Annotated in this window: 18 protein-coding genes; 12 read left to right on the top strand and 6 right to left on the bottom strand. The window is 72.1% G+C overall.

Annotated features, from left to right (window positions below; all coding sequences use genetic code 11):
• Positions 1-6: 6 nt before the first annotated feature.
• From ACFVS6_RS12480 to ACFVS6_RS12470, 3 genes are all read right to left on the bottom strand, one after another.
• Positions 7-1,329 (bottom strand): MFS transporter, encoded by a 1,323-nt coding sequence (locus tag ACFVS6_RS12480; RefSeq protein ID WP_389703256.1) that lies wholly within the window; start codon positions 1,327-1,329, stop codon positions 7-9.
• 220 nt (positions 1,330-1,549) lie between these two features.
• Entirely contained in the window at positions 1,550-2,206 is a 657-nt protein-coding gene (locus ACFVS6_RS12475) for an MBL fold metallo-hydrolase (protein WP_389703135.1), read from the bottom strand.
• Between the two features lie 24 nt (positions 2,207-2,230).
• Positions 2,231-2,932 carry a maleylpyruvate isomerase family mycothiol-dependent enzyme gene (locus tag ACFVS6_RS12470; protein ID WP_389703133.1) on the bottom strand — a complete coding sequence of 234 codons (702 nt, stop codon included), beginning with the start codon at positions 2,930-2,932 and terminating at the stop codon, positions 2,231-2,233.
• 186 nt (positions 2,933-3,118) lie between these two features.
• Here ACFVS6_RS12470 and uvrA point away from each other — a divergent pair, with 186 nt between their 5' ends.
• Positions 3,119-6,181 (top strand): excinuclease ABC subunit UvrA, encoded by a 3,063-nt coding sequence (gene uvrA / locus ACFVS6_RS12465; protein WP_389703131.1) that lies wholly within the window; start codon positions 3,119-3,121, stop codon positions 6,179-6,181.
• Positions 6,182-6,429: 248 nt separating this feature from the next.
• On the opposite strand, the gene ACFVS6_RS12460 is transcribed toward uvrA, so the two are convergent.
• Positions 6,430-7,080: an NAD(P)-dependent oxidoreductase gene (locus ACFVS6_RS12460; RefSeq protein WP_389703129.1), complete on the bottom strand. Its 651-nt coding sequence runs from the start codon at positions 7,078-7,080 to the stop codon at positions 6,430-6,432.
• Positions 7,081-7,155: 75 nt separating this feature from the next.
• Between ACFVS6_RS12460 and ACFVS6_RS12455 the strand changes: the two genes are divergently transcribed.
• The gene (locus ACFVS6_RS12455) at positions 7,156-7,803 is read left to right on the top strand and encodes a TetR/AcrR family transcriptional regulator (RefSeq protein ID WP_389703127.1); all 648 of its coding nucleotides are present in this window, start codon (positions 7,156-7,158) and stop codon (positions 7,801-7,803) included.
• On the opposite strand, the gene ACFVS6_RS12450 is transcribed toward ACFVS6_RS12455, so the two are convergent.
• Entirely contained in the window at positions 7,800-8,684 is an 885-nt protein-coding gene (locus ACFVS6_RS12450; protein WP_389703125.1) for a carbohydrate kinase, read from the bottom strand. The genes ACFVS6_RS12455 and ACFVS6_RS12450 overlap by 4 nt on opposite strands.
• Positions 8,685-8,830: 146 nt before the next feature.
• Between ACFVS6_RS12450 and ACFVS6_RS12445 the strand changes: the two genes are divergently transcribed.
• Positions 8,831-9,262, top strand: a complete 432-nt coding sequence (locus ACFVS6_RS12445; protein WP_389703123.1) for a Rieske (2Fe-2S) protein — start codon at positions 8,831-8,833, stop codon at positions 9,260-9,262.
• A gap of 29 nt (positions 9,263-9,291) precedes the next feature.
• On the opposite strand, the gene ACFVS6_RS12440 is transcribed toward ACFVS6_RS12445, so the two are convergent.
• Positions 9,292-10,296 carry a hypothetical protein gene (locus ACFVS6_RS12440; protein ID WP_389703121.1) on the bottom strand — a complete coding sequence of 335 codons (1,005 nt, stop codon included), beginning with the start codon at positions 10,294-10,296 and terminating at the stop codon, positions 9,292-9,294.
• A 238-nt stretch (positions 10,297-10,534) separates the two neighbouring features.
• Between ACFVS6_RS12440 and ACFVS6_RS12435 the strand changes: the two genes are divergently transcribed.
• From ACFVS6_RS12435 to ACFVS6_RS12395, 9 genes are all read left to right on the top strand, one after another.
• The gene (locus tag ACFVS6_RS12435) at positions 10,535-11,149 is read left to right on the top strand and encodes a papain-like cysteine protease family protein (protein WP_389703119.1); all 615 of its coding nucleotides are present in this window, start codon (positions 10,535-10,537) and stop codon (positions 11,147-11,149) included.
• A gap of 5 nt (positions 11,150-11,154) precedes the next feature.
• Positions 11,155-12,015, top strand: coding sequence for a hypothetical protein (locus tag ACFVS6_RS12430; protein ID WP_389703254.1), 861 nt, complete (start codon positions 11,155-11,157; stop codon positions 12,013-12,015).
• A gap of 232 nt (positions 12,016-12,247) precedes the next feature.
• On the top strand, positions 12,248-14,281 hold the full coding sequence (uvrC, locus tag ACFVS6_RS12425; protein ID WP_389703117.1) for an excinuclease ABC subunit UvrC: 2,034 nt from the start codon (positions 12,248-12,250) through the stop codon (positions 14,279-14,281).
• The gene (gene rapZ, locus ACFVS6_RS12420; RefSeq protein WP_389703116.1) at positions 14,278-15,234 is read left to right on the top strand and encodes an RNase adapter RapZ; all 957 of its coding nucleotides are present in this window, start codon (positions 14,278-14,280) and stop codon (positions 15,232-15,234) included. The genes uvrC and rapZ overlap by 4 nt, the downstream gene beginning before the upstream one ends.
• Positions 15,231-16,295, top strand: a complete 1,065-nt coding sequence (yvcK, locus tag ACFVS6_RS12415; protein ID WP_389703114.1) for a uridine diphosphate-N-acetylglucosamine-binding protein YvcK — start codon at positions 15,231-15,233, stop codon at positions 16,293-16,295. The genes rapZ and yvcK overlap by 4 nt, the downstream gene beginning before the upstream one ends.
• On the top strand, positions 16,286-17,281 hold the full coding sequence (gene whiA / locus ACFVS6_RS12410) for a DNA-binding protein WhiA (protein ID WP_281209414.1): 996 nt from the start codon (positions 16,286-16,288) through the stop codon (positions 17,279-17,281). The genes yvcK and whiA overlap by 10 nt, the downstream gene beginning before the upstream one ends.
• A 143-nt stretch (positions 17,282-17,424) precedes the next feature.
• Positions 17,425-20,385, top strand: coding sequence for a M14 family zinc carboxypeptidase (locus ACFVS6_RS12405; protein WP_389703112.1), 2,961 nt, complete (start codon positions 17,425-17,427; stop codon positions 20,383-20,385).
• A gap of 207 nt (positions 20,386-20,592) precedes the next feature.
• On the top strand, positions 20,593-21,600 hold the full coding sequence (gene gap / locus ACFVS6_RS12400) for a type I glyceraldehyde-3-phosphate dehydrogenase (RefSeq protein ID WP_281209416.1): 1,008 nt from the start codon (positions 20,593-20,595) through the stop codon (positions 21,598-21,600).
• Between the two features lie 132 nt (positions 21,601-21,732).
• Positions 21,733-22,953, top strand: coding sequence for a phosphoglycerate kinase (locus ACFVS6_RS12395; RefSeq protein WP_389703110.1), 1,221 nt, complete (start codon positions 21,733-21,735; stop codon positions 22,951-22,953).
• The last annotated feature ends 3 nt before the right edge of the window (positions 22,954-22,956 follow it).

Here is a 22,956-nt window from a genome sequence, read left to right as displayed (position 1 = left end):
ACGGGGCTACGCGGGGGCGGCCGCTTCGGCCGCCCCCGCTTCCGTGAGCGCCGGCCCGCCGAGACCGTCGCGCGGGCCCGTCACCGCCGGGTTCGTCTCCGGCAGCAGCGCGAAGCAGCCCAGGCTGACCAGCGCGACGGCGGTCAGGTACGCGGCGACGCCCCACGGCGGGCCGGAGCCGTCCGCCAGCGCGGTCGCCACGACGGGCGTCAGCGCCCCGCCCAGCACCCCGCCCAGGTTGTAGCCGACGGCGGCCCCCGTGCAGCGGATCCGCGGCGCGTACAGCTCGGGCAGGTACGCGCCGACCACCGCGAACATCGCCACCATCCCCAGCAGCGAGACCGTGCAGCCCAGCGTCATCAACACCGGGTCCGCCGTCCGCAGCAGGCCCACGAAGGGCGCCATCCACAGCAGGCTCGCGACGCAGCCGGCCAGGCACAGCGGCCGGCGCCCCCAGCGGTCGCCGAGCACCGCCATCACCGGGGTGGCCGCGCCCATCACGAGGACCGCGACCATCACGCAGGCCAGCATCACGGTGCGGTCCACGCGCAGGGCCGTCGTCGCGTAGGCCAGCGCCCAGGTGGTCACCGCGTAGAAGACGGCGTACGCGACCGCCAGCGCCCCGCCGGTCAGCAGGAGCAGCCGCCAGTGGTGGCGCACGACCTCGGACAGGGGTGCCTCGGCCCGCCTGCCGGTCTCGGCGAGCGCGCGGAACTCCGGGGTCTCCTCGACCGAGCGCCGCAGCCACAGTCCCGCCAGCGCGAGCAGTCCGGCGGCCCAGAAGGGCACCCGCCACCCCCAGGCGGCGAACTGCGCGTCGGTGAGCGAACCGGACAGCGCCAGCATCAGCCCGTTTGCCGTGAGGAAGCCGACGGCCGGGCCGATCTGCGGGAAGCTCGACCACAGCCCGCGCCGCCCCTCCGGGGCGTGCTCGGCGGTCAGCAGGACCGCCCCGCCCCACTCGCCGCCGAGCCCGAAGCCCTGCAGGAACCGCAGCAGGACCAGCAGCAGGGGTGCGGCGACGCCGATCGAGGCGAACGAGGGCACGCAGCCGACGGCCACCGTGGCGAGGCCCGTGAGCAGCAACGAACCGAGCAGGACCGGGCGGCGCCCGTAGCGGTCGCCGATGTGGCCGAAGACGGCCGATCCCAGGGGGCGGGCCAGGAAGCCGACGCCGAAGGTGGCGAAGGCCGCGAGGGTTCCGGCGAGCGGCGAGAACGACGGGAAGAAGAGCGGGCCGAGGACGAGGGCGGCGGCCGTCCCGTAGACGAAGAAGTCGTAGAACTCGATGGCGGTGCCGGCCAGGGCGGCCGAGGCGAGCCGGAGCATCGAGGGAGGGGTACCCGTCCCGGTACCGGTGTCGGCACCGGGACGGGAGGGGAGCGGGGAGGGGTGCTGTCGCATGGTGCAGCAACTACCCCGGCCCGCACCCCCAGGACATGCGTTCGGGAATCATCGACCGGAAGGTGTGCATCGCCTCACGAGGTTGACGCCTGCCGGTACCGGCGCCGGCGCCCGGCCGGTGCGGTCGGGCGCCGGCGGACCGGGTTCACCAGCCGCGCTCGCGCCACTCGGCCAGGTGCGGCCGCTCGGCGCCGATGGTGGTGTCGTTGCCGTGGCCCGGGTAGACCCACGCCTCGTCCGGCAGCCGCTCGAAGAGCTTGTGCTGGACGTCGTCGAGGAGCTGGGTGAAGGCCTGGGGGTCACCGTGCGTGTTTCCGACGCCGCCCGGGAAGAGGCAGTCGCCGGTGAACACGTGCGGGTGGCCGTGCGGGTCGTCGTAGACCAGCGCGATCGAGCCGGGGGTGTGCCCGACCAGGTGGCGCGCGGTCAGCTCGACCCGACCGACCTTGATCGTGTCCCCGTCCTGCACCAGGACGTCGGTGCCGACGGGGATGCCCTCGGCGTCGAGGGCGCCCGCGTGGGTGCGGGCGCCGGTGGTGTCGACCACCGCGGCGAGGGCGCCCCAGTGGTCGCCGTGCTGGTGGGTGGTGACGACGGACGCGATGCCGTCGTCGCCGATCAGGCCGAGCAGCGTGTCCGCCTCGGCGGCCGCGTCGATCAGCAGCTGCTCGCCGGTGGCCCGGCAGCGCAGCAGGTAGGCGTTGTTGTTCATGGGGCCCACCGCGACCTTGGAAATCATCAGGTCCGCGAGTTCGTGCACGTCGGCCGGACCGCCGACCTTGACCGCTCCGCTGTACGTCATGTCCTCGATCCTAAGGGTGTGGGCCTACAGGGGCGGGAGCTCGGGGAGCCGGCCGCCTTCGAGCACGGTCAGGCGCGCGCCGCGGTCCCCGCGGCCCGCGAGCCAGCCGAGCAGGGCGTCGCCGGTGCCGGTGAGGACGACGGGCGCGCCCTCGGTGCCACCGGTGCGCCAGGTGGGGGCGTCGTCCCCCGTGCCAAGCCGCAGGGTGACCGGCGGGACGTCCGGGCGGCCCGACCAGCGGTCGGCGAGGAAGGCGATCTCGCGGTCGGTGAACTCCGCGGGGAGGTCGCCGAGCTCGTGGCCGATGTTCAGGTCGACGTGGTGGAGCTCGACCTCCACGAGGCGGCGGAAGGGCACGTTGGCGGCGAGGTCGGTGACGCCGTTGCGCAGCTCGACCGTGCGGGACCAGTCCTGGTCGGGCTCCGAGGTGGCGAGGAAGGCGGACCCGGAATCACGGAGGTCCGTCAGGTGTTCTTCCAGGGGCCGGCCGGAGTCGCGTGCGATGTCCGCGTCGCGCGCGGAGGCGCTCTCGTACATCGGGCGCCCCTCCAGGACGTTGACGAGGGCGTCCGCGTTGCGCGCGAGGTGGGCCAGGATGTGGCCACGGGTCCAGCCCGGGAGGTGTGACTCCTCGGCGAGGGCGGCGTTGTCCAGTTTCGCGACCGCGGTCAGCAGTCGGTCCGTGGCCTCACGTACAGATCGCAGGTCGTGCACATGATCAGTCATGGAACCGAGCCTAGTGGGCCCGGATCCCGCGCCACACGATCGGGTGAAGCGGTCTTCCGAGTGCCGTAAATCGAATGTGCGTGCTATACGCTCGGAAGTCCAAGGACCAAGTCCATCGCAGCGGCGTCCCCCATACCCTGGGACGGGGGCCGTGCCCCCGCTCTCTCAAGAAAGGTGCGGACCGGCGTGACCGACCGTCTCATCGTTCGTGGCGCTCGCGAGCACAACCTCAAGAACGTCTCGCTCGACCTCCCCCGTGACTCGCTCATCGTCTTCACCGGACTCTCCGGTTCGGGGAAGTCCTCCCTCGCCTTCGACACGATCTTCGCCGAGGGGCAGCGCCGCTACGTCGAGTCGCTGTCCTCGTACGCCCGTCAGTTCCTCGGGCAGATGGACAAGCCCGACGTCGACTTCATCGAGGGCCTCTCCCCGGCCGTCTCGATCGACCAGAAGTCGACCTCGCGCAACCCCCGCTCCACGGTCGGCACGATCACCGAGGTCTACGACTACCTCCGCCTGCTCTTCGCCCGCATCGGCAAGCCCCACTGCCCCGAGTGCCGCCGGCCGATCTCGCGGCAGTCGCCGCAGGCGATCGTCGACAAGGTGCTCGCGCTGCCCGAGGGCAGCCGCTTCCAGGTGCTGTCCCCGCTGGTCCGCGAGCGCAAGGGCGAGTTCGTCGACCTCTTCGCCGATCTCCAGACCAAGGGCTACAGCCGGGCGCGGGTGGACGGGGAGACCATCCAGCTCTCCGAGCCGCCCGTGCTGAAGAAGCAGGAGAAGCACACCATCGAGGTGGTCATCGACCGCCTCACCGTCAAGGACAGCGCCAAGCGCCGGCTCACGGACTCCGTCGAGACCGCCCTCGGCCTCTCCGGCGGCATGGTGATCCTGGACTTCGTCGACCTCGCCGAGGACGACCCCGAGCGTGAGCGGATGTACTCCGAGCACCTCTACTGCCCCTACGACGACCTCTCCTTCGAGGAGCTGGAACCGCGCTCCTTCTCCTTCAACTCCCCCTTCGGCGCCTGCCCCGAGTGCACGGGCATCGGCACCCGCATGGAGGTGGACCCGGAGCTGATCGTTCCGGACGAGGACAAGTCGCTCGACGAGGGCGCGGTCTCCCCGTGGTCCCTCGGGCACACCAAGGACTACTTCCAGCGGCTGATCGGCGCGCTCGCCGGGGAGCTCGGCTTCCGGACGGACATCGCCTGGGCCGGGCTGCCGCTGCGCGCGAAGAAGGCCCTGCTGTACGGCCACAAGACGCAGATCGAGGTGCGCTACCGCAACCGGTACGGGCGGGAGCGCGCGTACACGACCGCCTTCGAGGGCGCGGTGCCCTTCGTCAAGCGTCGGCACGCGGAGTCCGAGAGCGACGCCAGTCGTGAGCGCTTCGAGGGCTACATGCGCGAGGTGCCCTGCCCGACCTGTGAGGGCACCCGCCTCAAGCCGATCGTCCTCGCGGTGACGGTGATGGAGAAGTCCATCGCCGAGGTCGCCGCGATGTCGATCAGCGAGTGCGCGGACTTCCTGGGGCAGATGCGGCTCGACGCCCGCGACAAGAAGATCGCCGAACGGGTCCTCAAGGAGGTCAACGAGCGGCTGCGCTTCCTCGTCGACGTCGGCCTGGACTACCTCTCGCTGAACCGCGCCGCCGGCACCCTGTCGGGCGGCGAGGCCCAGCGCATCCGGCTGGCCACGCAGATCGGCTCCGGCCTGGTCGGCGTGCTGTACGTGCTGGACGAGCCGTCCATCGGCCTGCACCAGCGGGACAACCACCGGTTGATCGAGACCCTGGTGCGACTGCGGGACATGGGCAACACCCTGATCGTCGTCGAGCACGACGAGGACACCATCAAGGTGGCCGACTGGGTCGTGGACATCGGCCCGGGCGCCGGCGAGCACGGCGGCAAGGTGGTGCACAGCGGTTCCCTGAAGGACCTGCTGAAGAACCCCGAGTCGATGACCGGGCAGTACCTGTCGGGCAAGCGTTCCATCCCGCTGCCCGACATCCGGCGCCCCGTGGACCCGGGCCGCCGGCTGACCGTGCACGGGGCCAAGGAGAACAACCTGCGGGACATCGACGTGTCCTTCCCGCTGGGCGTGCTCACCGCGGTCACCGGAGTCTCCGGATCCGGCAAGTCGACCCTGGTCAACGACATCCTGTACACGCACCTCGCCCGCGAGTTGAACGGTGCCCGGTCCGTGCCGGGCCGCCACACCCGGGTCGAGGGCGACGACCTGGTCGACAAGGTCGTCCACGTCGACCAGTCGCCGATCGGCCGGACCCCGAGGTCCAACCCGGCCACGTACACGGGTGTCTTCGACCACGTGCGCAAGCTCTTCGCGGAGACGATGGAGGCGAAGGTCCGCGGCTACCTGCCGGGCCGCTTCTCCTTCAACGTCAAGGGCGGTCGGTGCGAGAACTGCTCCGGCGACGGCACGATCAAGATCGAGATGAACTTCCTGCCGGACGTCTACGTCCCGTGCGAGGTGTGCCACGGCGACCGGTACAACCGGGAGACGTTGGAGGTCCACTACAAGGGCAAGTCCATCGCCGAGGTCCTGAACATGCCGATCGAGGAGGCCCTCGGCTTCTTCGAGGCGGTGCCGACCATCGCGCGCCACCTGAAGACGCTCAACGAGGTCGGCCTCGGCTACGTCCGGCTCGGCCAGTCCGCGCCGACGCTCTCGGGCGGTGAGGCGCAGCGCGTCAAGCTGGCGTCCGAACTGCAGAAGCGCTCGACGGGCCGGACGGTGTACGTCCTCGACGAGCCGACGACCGGTCTGCACTTCGAGGACATCTCGAAGCTGATCAAGGTGCTGTCGGGCCTGGTCGACAAGGGGAACTCGGTGATCGTCATCGAGCACAACCTGGACGTCATCAAGACCGCGGACTGGGTCGTGGACATGGGCCCCGAAGGCGGTTACGGCGGCGGCCTCGTCGTCGCGGAGGGCACCCCCGAGCAGGTCGCGTCGGTGGGCGCGAGCCACACCGGCAAGTTCCTGCGGGACATCCTGGGCGCGGACCGGGTGTCCGACGCCGGGGCCCCGGCGGCCGCACCGGCCCGCCAGGCGAGGAAGGCAGCCGCGAAGAAGGCGGCGCCGGCCAAGAAGGCCGCCGCGACCAAGGCGACGGCCAAGACGGCGACGGCCAAGGTCGCGTCGACCAAGGCGGCGGCGACCAAGGTCGCGGCTGCCGAGAAGAAGGCCACGCCGGCGAAGAAGGCGACGCGCGCCCGCAAGGCCTGAGGGGCCGCGCGGCACGGTTCAGGGCGGGGCCCCGGTCATCATGGCCGGGGCCCCGCCCCATGTCGTGTGCTGCCCGTGAGCCCGTGAGCCCGTGAGCCCGTGAGCCTGTGCGCCCGTGCGCCCGTGTGTCGCCGGAGCGCCGGAGCGCCGGAGCGCCGGAGCGCCGGAGCGCCGGTGTCCGGTGTCGTGCGCGCGCCGCCCGGTAGATCAGGGCCGGCCGGCCGAAGCGCCCCGGGGGCGGACGGGGGTCAGGCGGCGATGCCCAGGGCGTGGCCGACGGTGGAGGGGTCGGTCAGGGTGCTGAGCAGTGCGTCCGCGACGTCCCCGCGGGCGATGACCTTCCCGCCCGGCACGTTGCCGTCCAGGGCCCGCCGGTAGCTGCCGGTGCGGGGTCGGTCGAGGAGCCGCGGCGGCCGGACCACCGTCCACCGGACGCCGCTCGCGCCGATGGCGGCCTCCATGACCGCGAGGTCCGCGTACACGTCGCGCAGGGCCCGGCGCAGGACCGGATACAGCACCACCCGCAGCAGCACCCCGTCCTCGGGGCACCGCGGTCCCAGCGGGGCGGCGCTGACCGCCGACAGCCGGTCGACCCCGGTGCGCCCCATCACGTTCACGACGGCGCTCATCGCGGGCCCGGCGACGGGGTTGAGCCGCGCCTGCTTGTTGCTCGCGGCGCCGAGCGCCGACACCACGGCGTCCCGGCCGATCAGTACGGGCTCCAGGGCCGTCTCGTCGGTCAGGTCGGCCACCACGGCCACCCGGAGCCGGTCCTGCGCGGGCACCTCCAGCCGGGCCGGGTCGCGGACGACGGCCGTCACCTCGTGGCCGGCGGCGAGCGCCTGCCGGACGACCTCGCGGCCGACGCCGCCCGTGGCTCCGAACACCGTGAGCTTCATGGGGACCCCCGGAGTGCCTCGTGGACCATGGTGGGTGAGCATTCACTCACCCCTTCCGTCCACTAGGGTGAGCGAATGCCCACCCCCACGTCAAGCCGCCCCACCCCCGAGCGGCTGCTGGACGCTGCCGAGCACCTCATGCGCACCATCGGTCTGGCCAACACCACCACCAAGGCCATCGCCCGTGAGGCGGGCTGCTCGGAGGCCGCGCTCTACAAGCACTACGCCAACAAGGAAGAACTCTTCGTGCGGGTGCTGATGGAGCGCACTCCCAACGCGGGCCCCCTCATGGCGGCGCTCCACGCCGAACCGGGGGAGGGGACCGTCGAACGGGCCCTGACGGTCATCGCCCGCAACGCCTCGCTCTTCTACGCGGACGCCATGCCGATCGCCGCCTCCCTCTTCGCCGAGCCCGCCCTGCTCACCCGCCACCGCGAGGGCGTCCAGGAGATCGGCGCGGGACCGCACCTGGTCCTGGAGGCACTTGCCCACAGGCTGCGCGAGGACCTCGCCGAGGGCCGGCTGCGCCCCGACGCCGATCCCGACGCGGCCGCCGCGCTGCTCCTCGGGGCCTGCTTCCAGCGGGCCTTCTTCCTGCACTTCTCGGGGGCCGGCGCGGTCCGGCCCGTCGACGAGTTCGCCCCCGCCGTCGCCCGTACGGTGTGGGCCGCCATCGGCCGAGCGCCGGCGGGCCGGGTCATCGGCCGGTCGCCGTCGCCCTAACGGCCGGTGGCCAGCTCGGCCGCGTAGGGCGGCTCGGCGCCGGCCCGGGTGCAGGTCAGGGCCGCCGCGTGCGCGGCGTAGGCCAGCAGGTCGGGCCAGTCGGCGCCCGCCGGATCCGTCCCGACGAGCCGGTGCAGCAGCGCCGCGTTCACGGTGTCGCCCGCGCCGATGGTGTCCGCGACGGTGACCGGGCGGGCCGAGGCGCTGTGTTCGGCGCCCCCGGCCGTCCACACCGTCAGCCCCGCCGCGCCCCGGGTGAGCACCACGGCCGCCGGTCCCGCGGCCAGCCAGTCGGCGGGTCGGCCGCCGAGCCAGGCCGCGTCCTCCTCGGAGAGCTTCAGGACGGACACGTACGGCAGTCGGGCGAGGAAGCGCTCGCGGTACCCGGCCGGGTCCGTGATCAGCGCCGGGCGGATGTTGGGATCCATCAGGGTGAGCAGCCCGCGCCCCGACTCCCGCCGCAACAGGGCCTCGTAGGCACTCGCGCCGGGCTCCAGGACGAGCGAACAGGTGCCGAGCGCGAGGGCCCGCGCCTGCGGCGGCAGCGCGGGCGGCAGGGCGAAGAACCGGTCGGCCGTGCCCTCGACGTAGAAGCGGTACGCGGCCGAGCCGTCCGGGGCCAGTGAGGGAACGGCCAGGGTGGTGGGCTCCGGCCCGCGTTGCACCAGCGAGAGGTTCACCCCCGCGGCCCGCAGCCCGGCGAGCAGGTCCTCGCCGAAACCGTCCGACGACACCCGGGAGCAGAAGGCGGTGCCGGCCCCGAGCCGGCCCAGCGCCAGCGCCGTGTTGTACGGGCCGCCGCCCGGCCGTGGCAGCAGGGCGCCCGGCGGCTGCGCGACGGGCACGAGGTCGATCAGGGCTTCTCCACCGACGACGATCACGCGGGGGAAGGTATCCCATCCGGCCCCGGTATCGTCGGGTGGGCCCGCCGGCCCGCCTCGTCGTGAGCCCCGCGGCCCCACCCACCGGTCCCACCGCCACCGGTCCCGCCGCCGCGGGCCCGATCCCCTCGTGCCAGGAGAAGCGCATGTCCGCGTCGCAGTCCGCCGCCCGCCGTACCGTCCTCAAGGGCGCCGCCGCGCTCGCGGGGGCCGTCGGCGCCGGAGCGGCCCTGTCGGCGTGCTCCACGGAGACCAACAGCGGCTACGGCAGCCCCGCCGTCCCGCAGGAGCCGGTCGAGCTGGGCGCGGTGTCCGCCGTCCCGGTCGGCGGCGCGAAGCTGTTCCGGGAGCGGAAGGTCGTCGTCAGCTGCCCGGCGGAGGGCCAGTACAAGGCGTTCAGCGCCCAGTGCACGCATGCCGGATGCGTCCTCGACAAGATCGTCGAAGGGGAGGGCAACTGCCCCTGCCACGGCAGCCGCTTCGACCTCGCCACCGGCAAGGTGCTGCGCGGCCCCGCCACCGAGCCGCTGCCGGCCGTCGCGGTCAAGGCGGAGAACGGCAAGATCATCGCCGGCTAGGACCTGGCAGCCCTTCCCGCCCTGCCCGGTCACTCCCAGTCCCAGGCGATCCCGAGGATCCCCCGTCGTACCCCCTGCTCCACCAGGTGCACGGAGCGGTGGCGGCCGCTGGGCGTCAGGTCGACCAGGCCCGTGCGGGGGGCCAGCGGGCCGGTCCGCGCGAACCGCCGGCAGCGGACCGGCAGGGCGGCCTCGTCGAAGTGGACCTGGAGCATGTACTGGCCGCCCGCGTAGCTGAACCCGCGCACGTACTCCGTGCTCCGCGCCGCCGTGCCGTCCTCGATGCCGTAGCCGAAGACGTACGTGTCCCCGCGCCGCAGCCGGGCGTCGAACAGCAGCTCCGCGACCACGACCCCCGCCTCCGGATGGCGGCGGATCCGCCCCGTCCGGCAGTTCTCGTGCGCCCGGACCTCCATCCGGGCGGCGTCGCAGCCCGGATCGCCGTGGTGGACGGCCAGGTAGCGGTCCACGCCGTCGCGGTGGGCGCGGACGATCTGCTGCGAGGCGCGGCGGCGCAGTTCGCCGTCCGCCCCGATGCGGACCCGCTCGTGGTGGCCGACCGAGTGCAGGCCGCCGTCGGCGGGCAGCTCCATGCCGTCGAGCAGCTGTTCCACCGCCGCCCCCACGCTCACCAGGGACCGGTACGAGCGGATCGCCGGGCGGCCCGGCTCCGAGGTCCCCTCCGGGACGGCCAGCAGCCGCAGCAGCGCACCCTCCGGCAGCTCCAGGATCTGCTCCAGCGCGGACACGGCCCGCAGGGACTCCGGGTGGCGCGGCCGCCGGGCGCCCTGTTGCCAGTAACTCAGGCTGGTGACGCCCACCTTGATCCCACGGGCGGCGAGTCGGTGCTGCACCCGGTGCAGGGGCAGCCCGCGCGCGGCCAGGGCGGCGCGCAGGGCGAGGTGGAAGGGGCCGGCGCGGAGCAACGGGCCCAGCGAGTCGATCCCCGGCGTGCCCGGCGTGCCCGTCGCGCTTGTTGTGCTTGCCGTGCTTGCCGTGCCCGTCGTGCCTGCCGTGTCGCCGGTCGGGCGCATGGCGACTCCTCTGTGAACGTTCACATCCGCCGAGGTGGGGGTCGGCGGGCGGCGCGGGGGAGACCAGGTGGAACGACAGCAACCGTTCACACCACAGCCCCACCGTTCACACCGCGACGTCACCGCGTATTGAAGCGTGTTGACCTGACCGCGACAACACCCTGATGCTCCTCAACAGCGTCCGGACGCGCTCCCCCCCCCACTTCCCACCTCGGGTCCCCACCTCGGGAGGAACGCGATGCGCCACAGCTTCAGCCACAGACGGTTACCCCTCGCCACCCTCGTCTGCGCCCTGCTCCTCGTCCTGCTGCCCATCGGCTCCGGCACCGCCGCCGCGGCCGGCACCGGCGCGGACACCGCGAGCGCCGCCCTCGCCTCCAAGCGCCTGAACATCACCATGCAGGCGCAGCAGAAGACCAACTGGTGCTGGGCCGCGGGCGGCAACACCATCGCGACCTGGTTCGGCCGCAATTACAGCCAGAACCAGTTCTGCAACGCCGCCTTCAACCGCCAACAGGGCACGGAGTGCCCCAACAACCAGGCCACCCTCGGCAACGTCCAGACCGGCCTGCGCTGGGCCGGCATCAACTCCGGCAGCTACGTGACGGGCTGGCTCCAGTACTCCACCGTGCAGACCGAGATCAATGCCGACCGTCCGGTCGAGACCCGTATCCAGTGGTCCAACGGCGGCGGCCACATGCACGTGCTCTACGGCTACGACACCGCCAACAGCTGGGTCCACTGGGGCGACCCCTGGCCCTCCAGCGACCGCTACAACTGGGCCTCCCACGCCTGGTACGTCAACAACGGCACCTTCTCCTGGACCCACTCCCTCTACCGGATCGGGGCGTGACCGCCATGACCCCCGTACCCCGCACCCGGCGCGGCCCGCGGCCCCACCCACGGCCCCGGCCCGTGCTCCGCGCCGCCGTCCCGCTCCTCGCCGCGACCGCCGCCGTGCTCGCCCTCGGCGGACAGGCCGCCGCCGCCCCCGTGCCCCAGCCCCCGGCCGCCACGGCCGAGGTCCGGGCCCAGGCCCGGGAGGCGGCCGCGGATCCCGCGGTCCTGGCCACCCTCTCCCGGTTCTTCTCCCGCGAGGGCAAGGTGTCGCTCGCCGGGGCGCAGCCCCGGATCGAGGGCGAGACCGTACCCGTCCACCACCTCTCGCCGGACTTCGTCGCGGGCAGGGCCGGCGCGGGCGTCGCCCGCCTGGAGTTCCTCGCGACCAGGGCGGTGTCCTCGGACGGCCAACAGGCCGCCCTGTGGACCGCGCGCACGGAGCGCGGCTGGCAGGTGGTGAACATCGCCACCGGCGACGACGAGTTCCGCTACGCCGGTCTCGGCGCCGCGAAACTCCCCGGCGGCACCGTATTCCGCGAGCCCCAGACCGACGCCTGGTACGTCGCCCGGGACAGCAGGGTGCTGCCGCTGGACGAGGACGCCGTACGGGCCGTCGGAGAGGCCGGCACCAGCCTGGACGCCTACCGGGCCCGGGTGACCCGGGCGTACGGGGACAAGCTGCCCGGCTCCGCCTACGCCAGGAACGGGGAGGCCGGCGGCTTCGAGGAACCCGCAGTCGGGTCCGCCGCCGCCCCGGCCGCCGCCACCGCGCCCGACACGTCGGTGAGCGGGCTCGCCCGGTGGGCGGGCGCCGGTCTGCTGGCCGCCGCCCTGGGCGCGCTGTTCCTGGGCCGCCGCCGGTCCGCCCCGCGGGCCTGACGCCCACCCCGCGGAGCCCTCCTCCCCACGGGGCCCGGCCCCCCACCCCGCGGGCCCCTGCCTCCCCCCACCCCGTGGGACCCGGCCGCCACGAGCGGCCGGGTCCCACCGCCGACGTCCCGCCACCACCGGATGCGGTGCGGCCACCGCATCCGGTGGCGCCCGCCCGCGCACCGGCTTCGTACGGACGGCGTACGGCCCGTTGTCGGCGCGCGCCAGTAGGGTGGGCGGCATGGCCGACCCTTCCAGCTACCGCCCCAAACCCGGGCAGGTCCCCGACTCCCCGGGGGTCTACAAGTTCCGCGACGAGCACCGCCGGGTGATCTACGTCGGGAAGGCCAAGAGCCTGCGCCAACGCCTCGCCAGCTACTTCCAGGACGTCGCCGGCCTGCACCCGCGCACGGCCACCATGGTCACGACGGCCGCCTCCGTCGAGTGGACCGTGGTCTCCACCGAGGTCGAGGCGCTCCAGCTCGAATACTCCTGGATCAAGGAGTTCGACCCCCGGTTCAACGTCAAGTACCGGGACGACAAGAGCTATCCCTCCCTCGCCGTCACCATGAACGAGGAGTACCCCCGCGTCCAGGTCATGCGCGGCCCCAAGAAGAAGGGCGTGCGCTACTTCGGCCCGTACGGGCACGCCTGGGCCATCCGCGAGACCGTCGACCTGATGCTGCGCGTCTTCCCCGTCCGCACCTGCTCCGCCGGGGTGTTCAAGCGGTCCGCGCAGATCGGCCGCCCCTGCCTGCTCGGCTACATCGGCAAGTGCTCGGCGCCCTGCGTCGGCCGGGTCACCCCCGAGGAACACCGCGACCTCGCCGAGGACTTCTGCGATTTCATGGCCGGCCGCACCGGGACCTACCTCTCCCGCCTCGAAGCGCAGATGCACGAGGCCGCCGAGGAGATGGAGTACGAGAAGGCCGCCCGACTGCGCGACGACATGGGGGCGCTGCGCCGGGCCATGGAGAAGAACGCCGTGGTCCTCGCCGACGCCACCGACGCCGACCTCATCGCCGTCGCCGAGGACGAGCTCGAAGCCGCCGTGCAGATCTTCCACGTCCGCGGCGGCCGCGTCCGCGGGCAGCGCGGCTGGGTCACCGACAAGGTCGAGGCGGTGGACACCGCCGGCCTCGTCGAGCACGCCCTCCAGCAGCTCTACGGGGAGGAGAAGGGTGAGGCCGTCCCCAAGGAGGTGCTGGTCCCGGCGCTGCCGGAGGACACGCCCGCGCTGAACGAGTGGCTGGCCGAGCGCCGCGGCTCGCAGGTCAGCCTGCGCATCCCGCAGCGCGGGGACAAGAAGGCCCTCATGGAGACCGTCCACCGCAACGCCCAGCAGTCCCTCGCCCTGCACAAGACGAAACGTGCCAGCGACCTCACCACCCGCTCCCGGGCCCTGGAGGAGATCGCCGAGGCCCTGGACCTGGACGGCGCCCCGCTGCGCATCGAGTGCTTCGACATCTCCCACCTCCAGGGCGACGACGTCGTGGCCTCCATGGTCGTCTTCGAGGACGGGCTCGCACGCAAGAGCGAGTACCGCCGCTTCCAGATGAAGACCTTCGAGGGGCAGGACGACGTCCGCTCCATGCACGAGGTGGTCTCCCGCCGATTCCGCCGCTACCTCCAGGAGAAGCTGAAGACGGGGGAGTGGTCGCCCGAGGACCTCGCGGACACCGAGGACGCGCGGGACGGCGAGGTCCCCGTCGAGGACGACGGCAGGCCCCGCCGCTTCGCCTACCCGCCGCAGCTCGTCGTGGTCGACGGCGGACAGCCGCAGGTCGCCGCCGCCAAGCGCGCCCTGGAGGAGCTCGGCGTCGACGACGTGGCCGTGTGCGGGCTGGCCAAGCGGCTGGAGGAGGTGTGGCTGCCCGGCGAGGACGACCCGGTCGTCCTGCCCCGCACCAGCGAGGGCCTCTACCTGCTCCAGCGGGTCCGTGACGAAGCCCACCGGTTCGCCATCCAGTACCAGCGCAACAAGCGGGCCAAGCGGCTGAAGTCCGGGCCCCTCGACGAGGTCCCCGGCCTCGGGGAGAGCCGCAAGCACGCCTTGATCAAGCACTTCGGTTCGGTGAAGAAGCTGAGACAGGCGACAATCGACCAGATCTGCGAGGTCCCGGGCATAGGCCGCAAGACGGCCGAGACCGTGGCCGCGGCCCTCGCACGGGCGGTACCCGCCGGTCCTGCCGTCAACACGGCGACAGGAGAGATCATGGAGGACGAGACCCCCGCACCAGCGGGAGCATCGTCCGAACGGGGGACCGAGCAATGACCGAGCACGAGTCCGATCAGACCGAGCACGACCGAGACGGAGCACAGGTGAGTACGGGCACGACCGTGGAGCCCGGCGACAACGCCGAGGCGGCCATCCCCGAACTGGTGATCATCTCCGGCATGTCCGGAGCCGGCCGCAGTACGGCGGCCAAGTGCCTGGAGGACCTCGGCTGGTTCGTCGTCGACAACCTGCCGCCCGCGCTGATCCCCACCATGGTGGAGCTCGGCGCCCGTTCCCAGGGCAACGTGGCGCGGATCGCCGTCGTCGTCGACGTCCGCGGCCGCCAGTTCTTCGACGCGCTGCGCGAGTCCCTCTCCGACCTCGACAGCAAGGGCGTCAACCGGCGCATCGTCTTCCTGGAGTCCTCCGACGACGCCCTGGTCCGCCGCTTCGAGTCGGTCCGCCGCCCGCACCCCCTCCAGGGCGACGGCCGCATCACCGACGGCATCGCCGCCGAGCGCGACCTGCTGCGCGAGCTGCGCGGCGACGCCGACCTGGTCATCGACACCTCCAGCCTGAACGTGCACGAGCTGCGCGCGAAGATGGACGCCCAGTTCGCGGGCGACGAGGAGCCCGAGCTGCGGGCCACCGTCATGTCCTTCGGCTACAAGTACGGCCTCCCCGTCGACGCCGACCTCGTCGTCGACTGTCGCTTCATCCCCAACCCGCACTGGGTTCCGGAGCTGCGCCCCTTCACCGGGCTCAACGAGGAGGTGTCGGGGTACGTGTTCAGCCAGCCCGGCGCCAAGGAGTTCCTCGACCGCTACACCGAACTGCTCCAGCTCATCGCCACCGGCTACCGCCGCGAGGGCAAGCGCTACGTGACCATCGCGGTCGGCTGCACGGGCGGCAAGCACCGCAGCGTGGCCATGTCCGAGAAGCTCGCCGCCCGCCTCGCCTCCGAGGGAGTCGAGACCGTCGTAGTCCACCGGGACATGGGGCGCGAGTGACCGGACGGACCCTGCGGCTGCGCCGCCTGCGCCGCTCCACCCCCGCGGGGGAGGAGGGCACGGGCCGCGCCGGCCGCCGCGGCGCGGCACCCAAGGTGGTCGCCCCCAAGGTCGTCGCCCTGGGCGGCGGCATGGGGCTGTCGGCCTCCCTCGCCGCGCTGCGCCGGATCACCGGTGAACTCACCGCGGTGGTCACCGTCGCCGACGACGGCGGCTCCAGCGGCCGGCTCCGGGAGGAGCTCGGCGTCCTGCCGCCAGGCGACCTGCGCAAGGCCCTGGCCGCGCTGTGCGGGGACGACGAATGGGGCCAGACCTGGGCCCGCGTCATCCAGCACCGCTTCCAGTCACGGGGCGACCTGCACGAACACGCGGTCGGCAACCTGCTGATCGTCGCCCTGTGGGAACAGCTCGGGGACCCCGTGCAGGCCCTCGACCTGGTCGGGAAACTGCTGGGCGCCCAGGGCCGCGTCCTGCCGATGTCGGCCGTGCCGCTGGAACTCCAGGCCCTCGTCAAGGGGCACGATCCGGCCCGCCCGGAGGACGTCGACACCGTCCGGGGGCAGGCCACGGTGGCCCTCACCCCGGGCGAGGTGCTCTCCGTGCAGGTCGTGCCGGGTGACCCGCCGGCCGTGCCGGAGGCCGTCGCCGCGGTGCTCGACGCCGACTGGGTGGTGCTCGGCCCGGGGTCCTGGTTCTCGTCCGTCATCCCGCACCTGTTGGTACCCGAACTGCTCGACGCGCTGGTGCAGACGAAGGCGCGACGGGTGCTGTCGCTGAACCTCGCGCCGCAGCCCGGCGAAACAGAAGGCTTCTCTCCGCAGCGTCATTTGGAGGTTTTGGCCCGACACGCCCCTAAACTCGCCCTGGACGTGGTGCTGGCCGACGAGGCCGCCGTGCCCGACCGCGAGTCCCTCGCCGATGCCGCAAAACGGTTCGGTGCCGCGGTCGAGCTGGCCCCGGTGGCCAGACAGGACGGCTCTCCGAAACACGACCCGGAGCTGCTGGCCGCCGCGTACGACCGTATTTTTCGGATGCATGGAAGGATCGGCCCATGGCGATGACGCCCGCGGTGAAGGATGAGATCTCTCGCCTGCCCGTCACCCGGACCTGCTGCAGGAAGGCGGAGGTCTCGGCGATCCTTCGGTTCGCGGGCGGCCTGCACCTGGTGAGCGGCCGCATCGTCATCGAGGCGGAACTGGACACCGGGATCGCCGCGCGCCGGCTGCGCAAGGACATCCTGGAGATCTTCGGCCACTCCTCGGACCTGGTCGTGATGGCCCCGGGCGGTCTGCGCCGGGGCAGCCGCTTCGTCGTCCGGGTCGTGGCGGGAGGCGACCAGCTGGCACGCCAGACGGGCCTCGTGGACGGCCGTGGCCGCCCCATCCGGGGCCTGCCCCCACAGGTGGTCTCCGGGGCCACCTGTGACGCGGAGGCGGCCTGGCGCGGCGCCTTCCTCTCCCACGGCTCCCTCACCGAGCCGGGCCGCTCCTCCTCCCTGGAGGTCACCTGCCCCGGACCGGAGGCCGCCCTGGCCCTGGTCGGCGCCGCCCGCCGCCTGTCCATCGCCGCCAAGGCCCGCGAGGTGCGCGGCGTGGACCGGGTCGTGGTCCGCGACGGCGACGCGATCGGCGCCCTCCTCACCCGCCTCGGCGCCCACGAGTCGGTGCTGGCCTGGGAGGAACGGCGGATGCGGCGCGAGGTCCGCGCGACCGCCAACCGCCTCGCCAACTTCGACGACGCCAACCTGCGCCGCTCGGCGCGGGCCGCGGTGGCCGCCGGAGCCCGCGTGCAGCGAGCCCTGGAGATCCTCGCCGACGAGGTCCCCGAGCACCTCGCCGCGGCCGGCCGGCTGCGCATGGAGCACAAGCAGGCCTCCCTGGAGGAGTTGGGCGCCCTGGCCGACCCGCCGCTGACCAAGGACGCCGTCGCCGGCCGGATCCGCCGCCTGCTGGCGATGGCCGACAAGCGCGCCCAGGACCTCGGCATTCCGGGCACGGAGTCCAACCTCGATCTCAGCGAGGAACTGGCCGACAACATGTCGGGCTGACCCGCCCCCGCCCGTACGCCACAAGGGGCCCGCACGCTCACCCGTGCGGGCCCCTTCGCGGTACGCCCCATTGACATGAGCACGGGCCGCTCGTGAGCCTGGCGTCCGCACGCTTTCGTGGCAGACGACGCCCAGGGGGGCACATGAGGCACCGCGCGAGAACGATCCTCGCCGCAACCGCACTCGTCTTCGGAACCACCATGGCCGCCCTACCCGCGGCGGCCCAGGCCCAGCCCGCACCCGGCACCGGATCCGGCGCCGACGAGGTACGGGTCTACGACGCCGACATCACCCGCGAGCAGGTCCCGCTCGTCCTCGCGGCCGGCCAGGACGCCCACGAACTCGCCGAACGTGCCCCGGAGAACGGGACCGCCAAGGTCGAACTCTTCCTCACCGGCGGACAGGCGAAGCAGCTCGCCGCCCAGGGGATCAAGCTCGCCGAACGCAAGGCGTCCGCCCAGGGCCTGGCCCGCGCCAAGGCCGCCGGTGACGGGGTCTTCCGCCCGTACAGCGGCAAGGGCGGACTGCAGGAGGAGATCCTGCGCACCGCCCAGGAGCACCAGGCCCTCACCAAGGTCGTGTCCATCGGCAAGACCGTCCAGGGCAAGGACATCCTCGCCCTCAAGGTCACCAAGAACGCCAAGAAGGGCAAGGACGGCGACAAGCCGTCCGTGCTCTACATGTCCAACCAGCACGCCCGTGAGTGGATCACCCCCGAGATGACCCGGCGGCTGATGCACCACACGCTCGACAACTACGGCAAGGACCCGCGGGTCACCAAGCTGGTGGACTCCACCGAGCTTTGGTTCCTGCTCTCCGCCAACCCCGATGGCTACGACCACACCTTCACCGCCGACAGCGCCCGACTGTGGCGCAAGAACATGCGCGACAACAACGGCGACGGGAAGATCACCGGCGGCGACGGCGTCGACCTCAACCGCAACTTCTCCTACAAATGGGGCTACGACAACGAGGGTTCCTCACCGAACGCGTCGAGCGAGACCTACCGGGGCCCCAAGGGCGGATCCGAGCCCGAGACGCGCGCCCTCGACGCCTTCCAGAAGCGCATCGGCTTCGAGTACGCCATCAACTACCACTCCGCCTCCGAACTGATCCTCTACGGCGTCGGCTGGCAGGTGGCCACCCCCACCCCGGACGACGTCGCCTACCGGACGCTCGCGGGCACCCCGGAGAACCCGGCCGTCCCCGGCTACCTCCCGCAGCTGTCCTCCGAGCTCTACACCACCAACGGCGAGGCCGACGGCCACGCCGCGAACGTCAACGGCATCATGATGTTCACCCCGGAGATGACCACCTGCCAGACGGCCTCCGAGATCGACCCGAACGACCCGTGGAAGCCCGAGGACTGCGCCTCCGGCTTCAACTTCCCGGACGACGAGAAGCTCATCCAGGGCGAGTTCGCCAAGAACATCCCCTTCGCGCTGACCGTCGGCGAGAGCGCCGCACACCCGGACCGGCCCGCCTCCGCCGTCGGCCTGAGCGCCGCGGACTTCACGGTGGACCCCTTCACCACCTCCTACGCCGCCCGGGGCGAGGACCAGACGGTCTCCGTCACCGCCCGCAAGGCCCTGCGCGACAAGGAACTCAACTACCGGATCAACGGCGGTCGCACGCACGACGAGGAGCTCAAGGCCTGGAAGGGCGGCGACGTCTACGGCGGCGAGGACAACAACTGGTTCGACGAGTACCGGGCGAAGGTCGACGGCGCCCGCCCCGGTGACAAGGTCGAGGTCTGGTTCACCGGCCGCGACCGCTCCGGCAAGCAGGTCTCCGGCGAGCACTTCACGTACACCGTCGCCGAACGGCCCCGCGCGGACGTCCTGGTCATCGCCGAGGAAGGCGCGAAGGCACAGCACACCGCGGCCTACGTCGACGCGCTGCGCGCCAACGGGAAGTCCGCGGCCGTCTGGGACGTGGCCACCCAGGGGGTCCCGCACCACCTCGGAGTGCTCTCGCACTTCGGGACCGTCGTGCACTACACCGGTGCCAAAACCCCCGGCGGCGACACCCAACTGGCCGTCCGGGACTTCCTCAACGAGGGCGGCAAGCTCATCGAGGCCGGTGAACTGGCGGGCGGCAACGCCCAGGTCGGCCGGGCCGTGACCAACGACTTCAGCCAGTACTGGCTCGGCGCCTACGGGCGGGCGAGCGTCGGCGCGCCCACCGGATTCACCGGCGCGGGCGCCCTGAACGGCTCCAAGGCGGGCCTCGGCGACGCGGCGGGCAACCCGCTCAACGCCCCGGGCGCCTACATCGTGACCTCCGACACCCTCCCGCCCGCGCAGTTCCCGCAGTTCAGGAGCGCCCAGACGGGCCAGTACGCCGGGGTGTCGAACCCGTACGCCCCCTATGCGGGCACCGGGATGGCCTCGGCCACCCACGCCGACGACGACTGGAAGCGGCTCACCCGCACCATCGACCTGACCGGGGTCACCGCCGCCGACAAGCCGCAGCTCAAGCTCGCCCTCAACTGGAACACCGAGGAGGGCTACGACCACGCCGCCCTGGAGGCCCGTACGGCCGGCGGCGACGACTGGACCACGCTCCCGGACGCGGGCGGGCTGACCTCGACCACCGTCCCGGCCGAGTGCGAGGCTGGGTTCCTGCTCAACGGCCACCCCTTCCTGCGCCGCTACCTCACCCTCGACGCCGGCGGCTGCGCGCCGCAGGGCACCAGCGGCACCTGGAACAGCTTCACCGGCTCCTCCGGCGGATGGAAGCAGGTCACCTTCGACCTGAGCGCCTACGCGGGCAAGTCCGTCGAGGTCTCCCTTTCCTCCATCACCGACCCGGGCTCCGGCGGCCGCGGCGTGTTCGTGGACGAGGCCCGGATCAACGTCGGAGGTGCGGACCGGGACGCGGAGGGCTTCGAGACCTCCCTCGGAGCCTGGACCACGCCGGGCGCCCCTGCCGGAAGTCCCGATGTTCCGGGCGATTGGTCCAGGACCGGCGAACTGTTCAAGTCCTACGCGTCGGTCACTACGCGTGACACGGTGCTCCTCGGCTTCGGCCTGGAACACGTGCCCGCCACAGCGGACCGCGCCGTACTCGTCGGTAAGGCGCTCCGAGCGCTGAACCGCTGATCAGCGCCCCTTCCGTCGCTCACCCTGAGTGACGGGCACAAAGTCCCGGGGAACCCGTGCCGGCACCGGTGGTACGGCCCCCGGGGCGTGTCAGGCCTCGATCGATGTCACTCCGAAGCTCACAGAGAGGTAGGGTCGTAAGCGGTCGGGGACATCCCATACAGCTCGCCGGCGGACAGGCCGGCGCACCAACGAGGAGATCGGTTCGTGACGATCCGCGTAGGCATCAACGGTTTTGGCCGAATTGGCCGCAACTACTTCCGGGCGCTCCTGGAGCAGGGAGCGGACATCGAGATCGTCGGTGTCAACGACCTGACTGACAACGCGACCCTGGTGCACCTGCTCAAGTACGACACCATCCTGGGCCGCCTCAAGGCCGAGGTCTCCCACACCGACGACACCATCACGGTCGACGGCAAGACCTTCAAGACGTTCGCCGAGCGTGACCCCGCGAACCTCCCCTGGGGCGAGCTGGGCGCCGACATCGTCATCGAGTCGACCGGCATCTTCACGAAGAAGGCGGACGCCGCCAAGCACATCGCGGCCGGCGCGAAGAAGGTCCTCATCTCGGCTCCGGCCAAGGACGAGGACATCACGATCGTGATGGGCGTCAACCACGACAAGTACGACGCGGCTTCCCACCACGTCATCTCCAACGCCTCCTGCACCACCAACTGTGTGGCGCCGATGGCCAAGGTCCTCGACGAGAACTTCGGCATCGTCAAGGGCATGATGACGACGGTCCACGCGTACACGAACGACCAGCGCATCCTGGACTTCCCGCACTCGGACCTGCGCCGCGCCCGCGCCGCCGCCGAGAACATCATCCCGACGTCCACCGGGGCCGCCAAGGCCACCGCGCTGGTCCTCCCGCAGCTCAAGGGCAAGCTGGACGGCATCGCCATGCGCGTCCCGGTCCCCACGGGCTCGGTCACCGACCTCGTACTGGAGCTCTCCCGCGAGACCACCGTGGAAGAGATCAACGCCGCCTTCCAGAAGGCCTCCGAGGGCCAGCTGAAGGGCATCCTCGACTACACCGAGGACGCCATCGTGTCCTCGGACATCGTCAACTGGCCGGCCTCCTGCACCTTCGACTCCTCCCTGACGATGGTGCAGGACGGAACGCAGGTTAAGGTCGTCGGCTGGTACGACAACGAGTGGGGCTACTCCAACCGTCTCGTCGACCTCACCGTCTTCGTCGGCGGTCAGCTCTAAGTACGCAGGGCAAGGCACCACGATGTGAGTACAGGGTCCGGGTGGCGCGATGGAGCGCCGCACGGGCCCTGTTGCTTGCCTCGTTCTCCCTTCCTCGCCCTTCGGGTGAAGGCATCAAAGGAGTAGAAACACATGAAGACGATCGACGAACTGCTCGCCGAGGGCGTCAAGGGCAAGCGGGTCTTCGTCCGCGCGGACCTCAACGTCCCGTTCGCCAAGGGCACCACCACGATCACCGACGACGGCCGCATCCGCGCCGTCCGGCCGACCGTCGCGAAGCTCGCCGAGGCCGGCGCCCGCGTGGTCGTCGCTTCGCACCTGGGCCGCCCGAAGGGCACCGGCGTGGAGCCGGAGTTCTCCCTCGCCCCCGCCGCCGCCCGCCTGGGCGAGCTGCTCGGTGCGGAGGTCGCGTTCGCCACCGACACCGTCGGGGCGTCCGCCAAGGAGACCGTCGCCGCCCTCACCGACGGCCAGGTCGCCGTACTGGAGAACCTGCGCTTCAACGCCGGTGAGACCTCCAAGGACGACGCCGAGCGCGGCGCCTTCGCGGACCAGCTCGCCGAACTCGCCGACGTCTACGTCGGCGACGGCTTCGGCGCCGTCCACCGCAAGCACGCCTCGGTCTTCGACCTGCCCGCGCGCCTGCCGCACGCGGCCGGCTACCTCATCGCCACCGAGGTCGGCGTCCTGAAGAAGCTGACCGCCGAGGTCGAGCGCCCGTACGTGGTGGTCCTCGGCGGCGCCAAGGTCTCCGACAAGCTCGCCGTCATCGACGAACTGCTCGGCAAGGCCGACCGCATCCTCATCGGCGGCGGCATGGCCTACACCTTCCTCAAGGCCCAGGGCCACGAGGTCGGCATCTCCCTGCTCCAGGAGGACCAGATCCCGGTCGTCACGGAGTACATGAAGCGTGCCGAGCAGACCGGCGTCGAGCTGGTCCTCCCGGTCGACGTCCTGGTCTCGGCCGACTTCCCGGACCTGAAGACCAAGGCCCCGGCGGACTTCACCACGGTCGCCGCCGACGCGATCCCCGCCGACCAGGAGGGCCTGGACATCGGCCCGAAGACGCGCGAGCTCTACGCGTCGAAGATCGCCGATGCCAGGACCGTCTTCTGGAACGGCCCGGTCGGCGTCTTCGAGCACCCCGACTACGCGGGCGGCACCACCGCCATCGCGCAGGCCCTCGTCGACAGCGACGCCTTCACCGTCGTCGGCGGTGGCGACAGCGCCGCGGCGGTCCGCATCCTGGGCTTCGACGAGAACGCCTTCGGTCACATTTCCACCGGTGGCGGCGCCAGCCTCGAATACCTCGAGGGCAAGACGCTCCCCGGCCTCGCTGCCCTGGAGGGCTGAACC

The organism is Streptomyces sp. NPDC057939 (genome assembly GCF_042887545.1).
Lineage (GTDB): Bacteria > Actinomycetota > Actinomycetes > Streptomycetales > Streptomycetaceae > Streptomyces.
Note: the sequence above shows the minus strand (reverse complement) of the source record. Positions and strands in the feature narration are given on the sequence as shown.

What these genes read in the sequence shown, in the direction of transcription:
- ACFVS6_RS12480 (WP_389703256.1), bottom strand. Translation starts at nt 1,329, where the DNA reads ATGCTCCGGCTCGCCTCGGCCGCCCTGGCCGGCACCGCCATCGAGTTC.
- ACFVS6_RS12475 (WP_389703135.1), bottom strand. Translation starts at nt 2,206, where the DNA reads ATGACGTACAGCGGAGCGGTCAAGGTCGGCGGTCCGGCCGACGTGCAC.
- ACFVS6_RS12470 (WP_389703133.1), bottom strand. Translation starts at nt 2,932, where the DNA reads ATGACTGATCATGTGCACGACCTGCGATCTGTACGTGAGGCCACGGAC.
- ACFVS6_RS12460 (WP_389703129.1), bottom strand. Translation starts at nt 7,080, where the DNA reads ATGAAGCTCACGGTGTTCGGAGCCACGGGCGGCGTCGGCCGCGAGGTC.
- ACFVS6_RS12455 (WP_389703127.1), top strand. Translation starts at nt 7,156, where the DNA reads ATGCCCACCCCCACGTCAAGCCGCCCCACCCCCGAGCGGCTGCTGGAC.
- ACFVS6_RS12445 (WP_389703123.1), top strand. Translation starts at nt 8,831, where the DNA reads ATGTCCGCGTCGCAGTCCGCCGCCCGCCGTACCGTCCTCAAGGGCGCC.
- ACFVS6_RS12440 (WP_389703121.1), bottom strand. Translation starts at nt 10,296, where the DNA reads ATGCGCCCGACCGGCGACACGGCAGGCACGACGGGCACGGCAAGCACG.
- ACFVS6_RS12435 (WP_389703119.1), top strand. Translation starts at nt 10,535, where the DNA reads ATGCGCCACAGCTTCAGCCACAGACGGTTACCCCTCGCCACCCTCGTC.
- ACFVS6_RS12430 (WP_389703254.1), top strand. Translation starts at nt 11,155, where the DNA reads ATGACCCCCGTACCCCGCACCCGGCGCGGCCCGCGGCCCCACCCACGG.
- uvrC (WP_389703117.1), top strand. Translation starts at nt 12,248, where the DNA reads ATGGCCGACCCTTCCAGCTACCGCCCCAAACCCGGGCAGGTCCCCGAC.
- rapZ (WP_389703116.1), top strand. Translation starts at nt 14,278, where the DNA reads ATGACCGAGCACGAGTCCGATCAGACCGAGCACGACCGAGACGGAGCA.
- whiA (WP_281209414.1), top strand. Translation starts at nt 16,286, where the DNA reads ATGGCGATGACGCCCGCGGTGAAGGATGAGATCTCTCGCCTGCCCGTC.
- ACFVS6_RS12405 (WP_389703112.1), top strand. Translation starts at nt 17,425, where the DNA reads ATGAGGCACCGCGCGAGAACGATCCTCGCCGCAACCGCACTCGTCTTC.
- ACFVS6_RS12395 (WP_389703110.1), top strand. Translation starts at nt 21,733, where the DNA reads ATGAAGACGATCGACGAACTGCTCGCCGAGGGCGTCAAGGGCAAGCGG.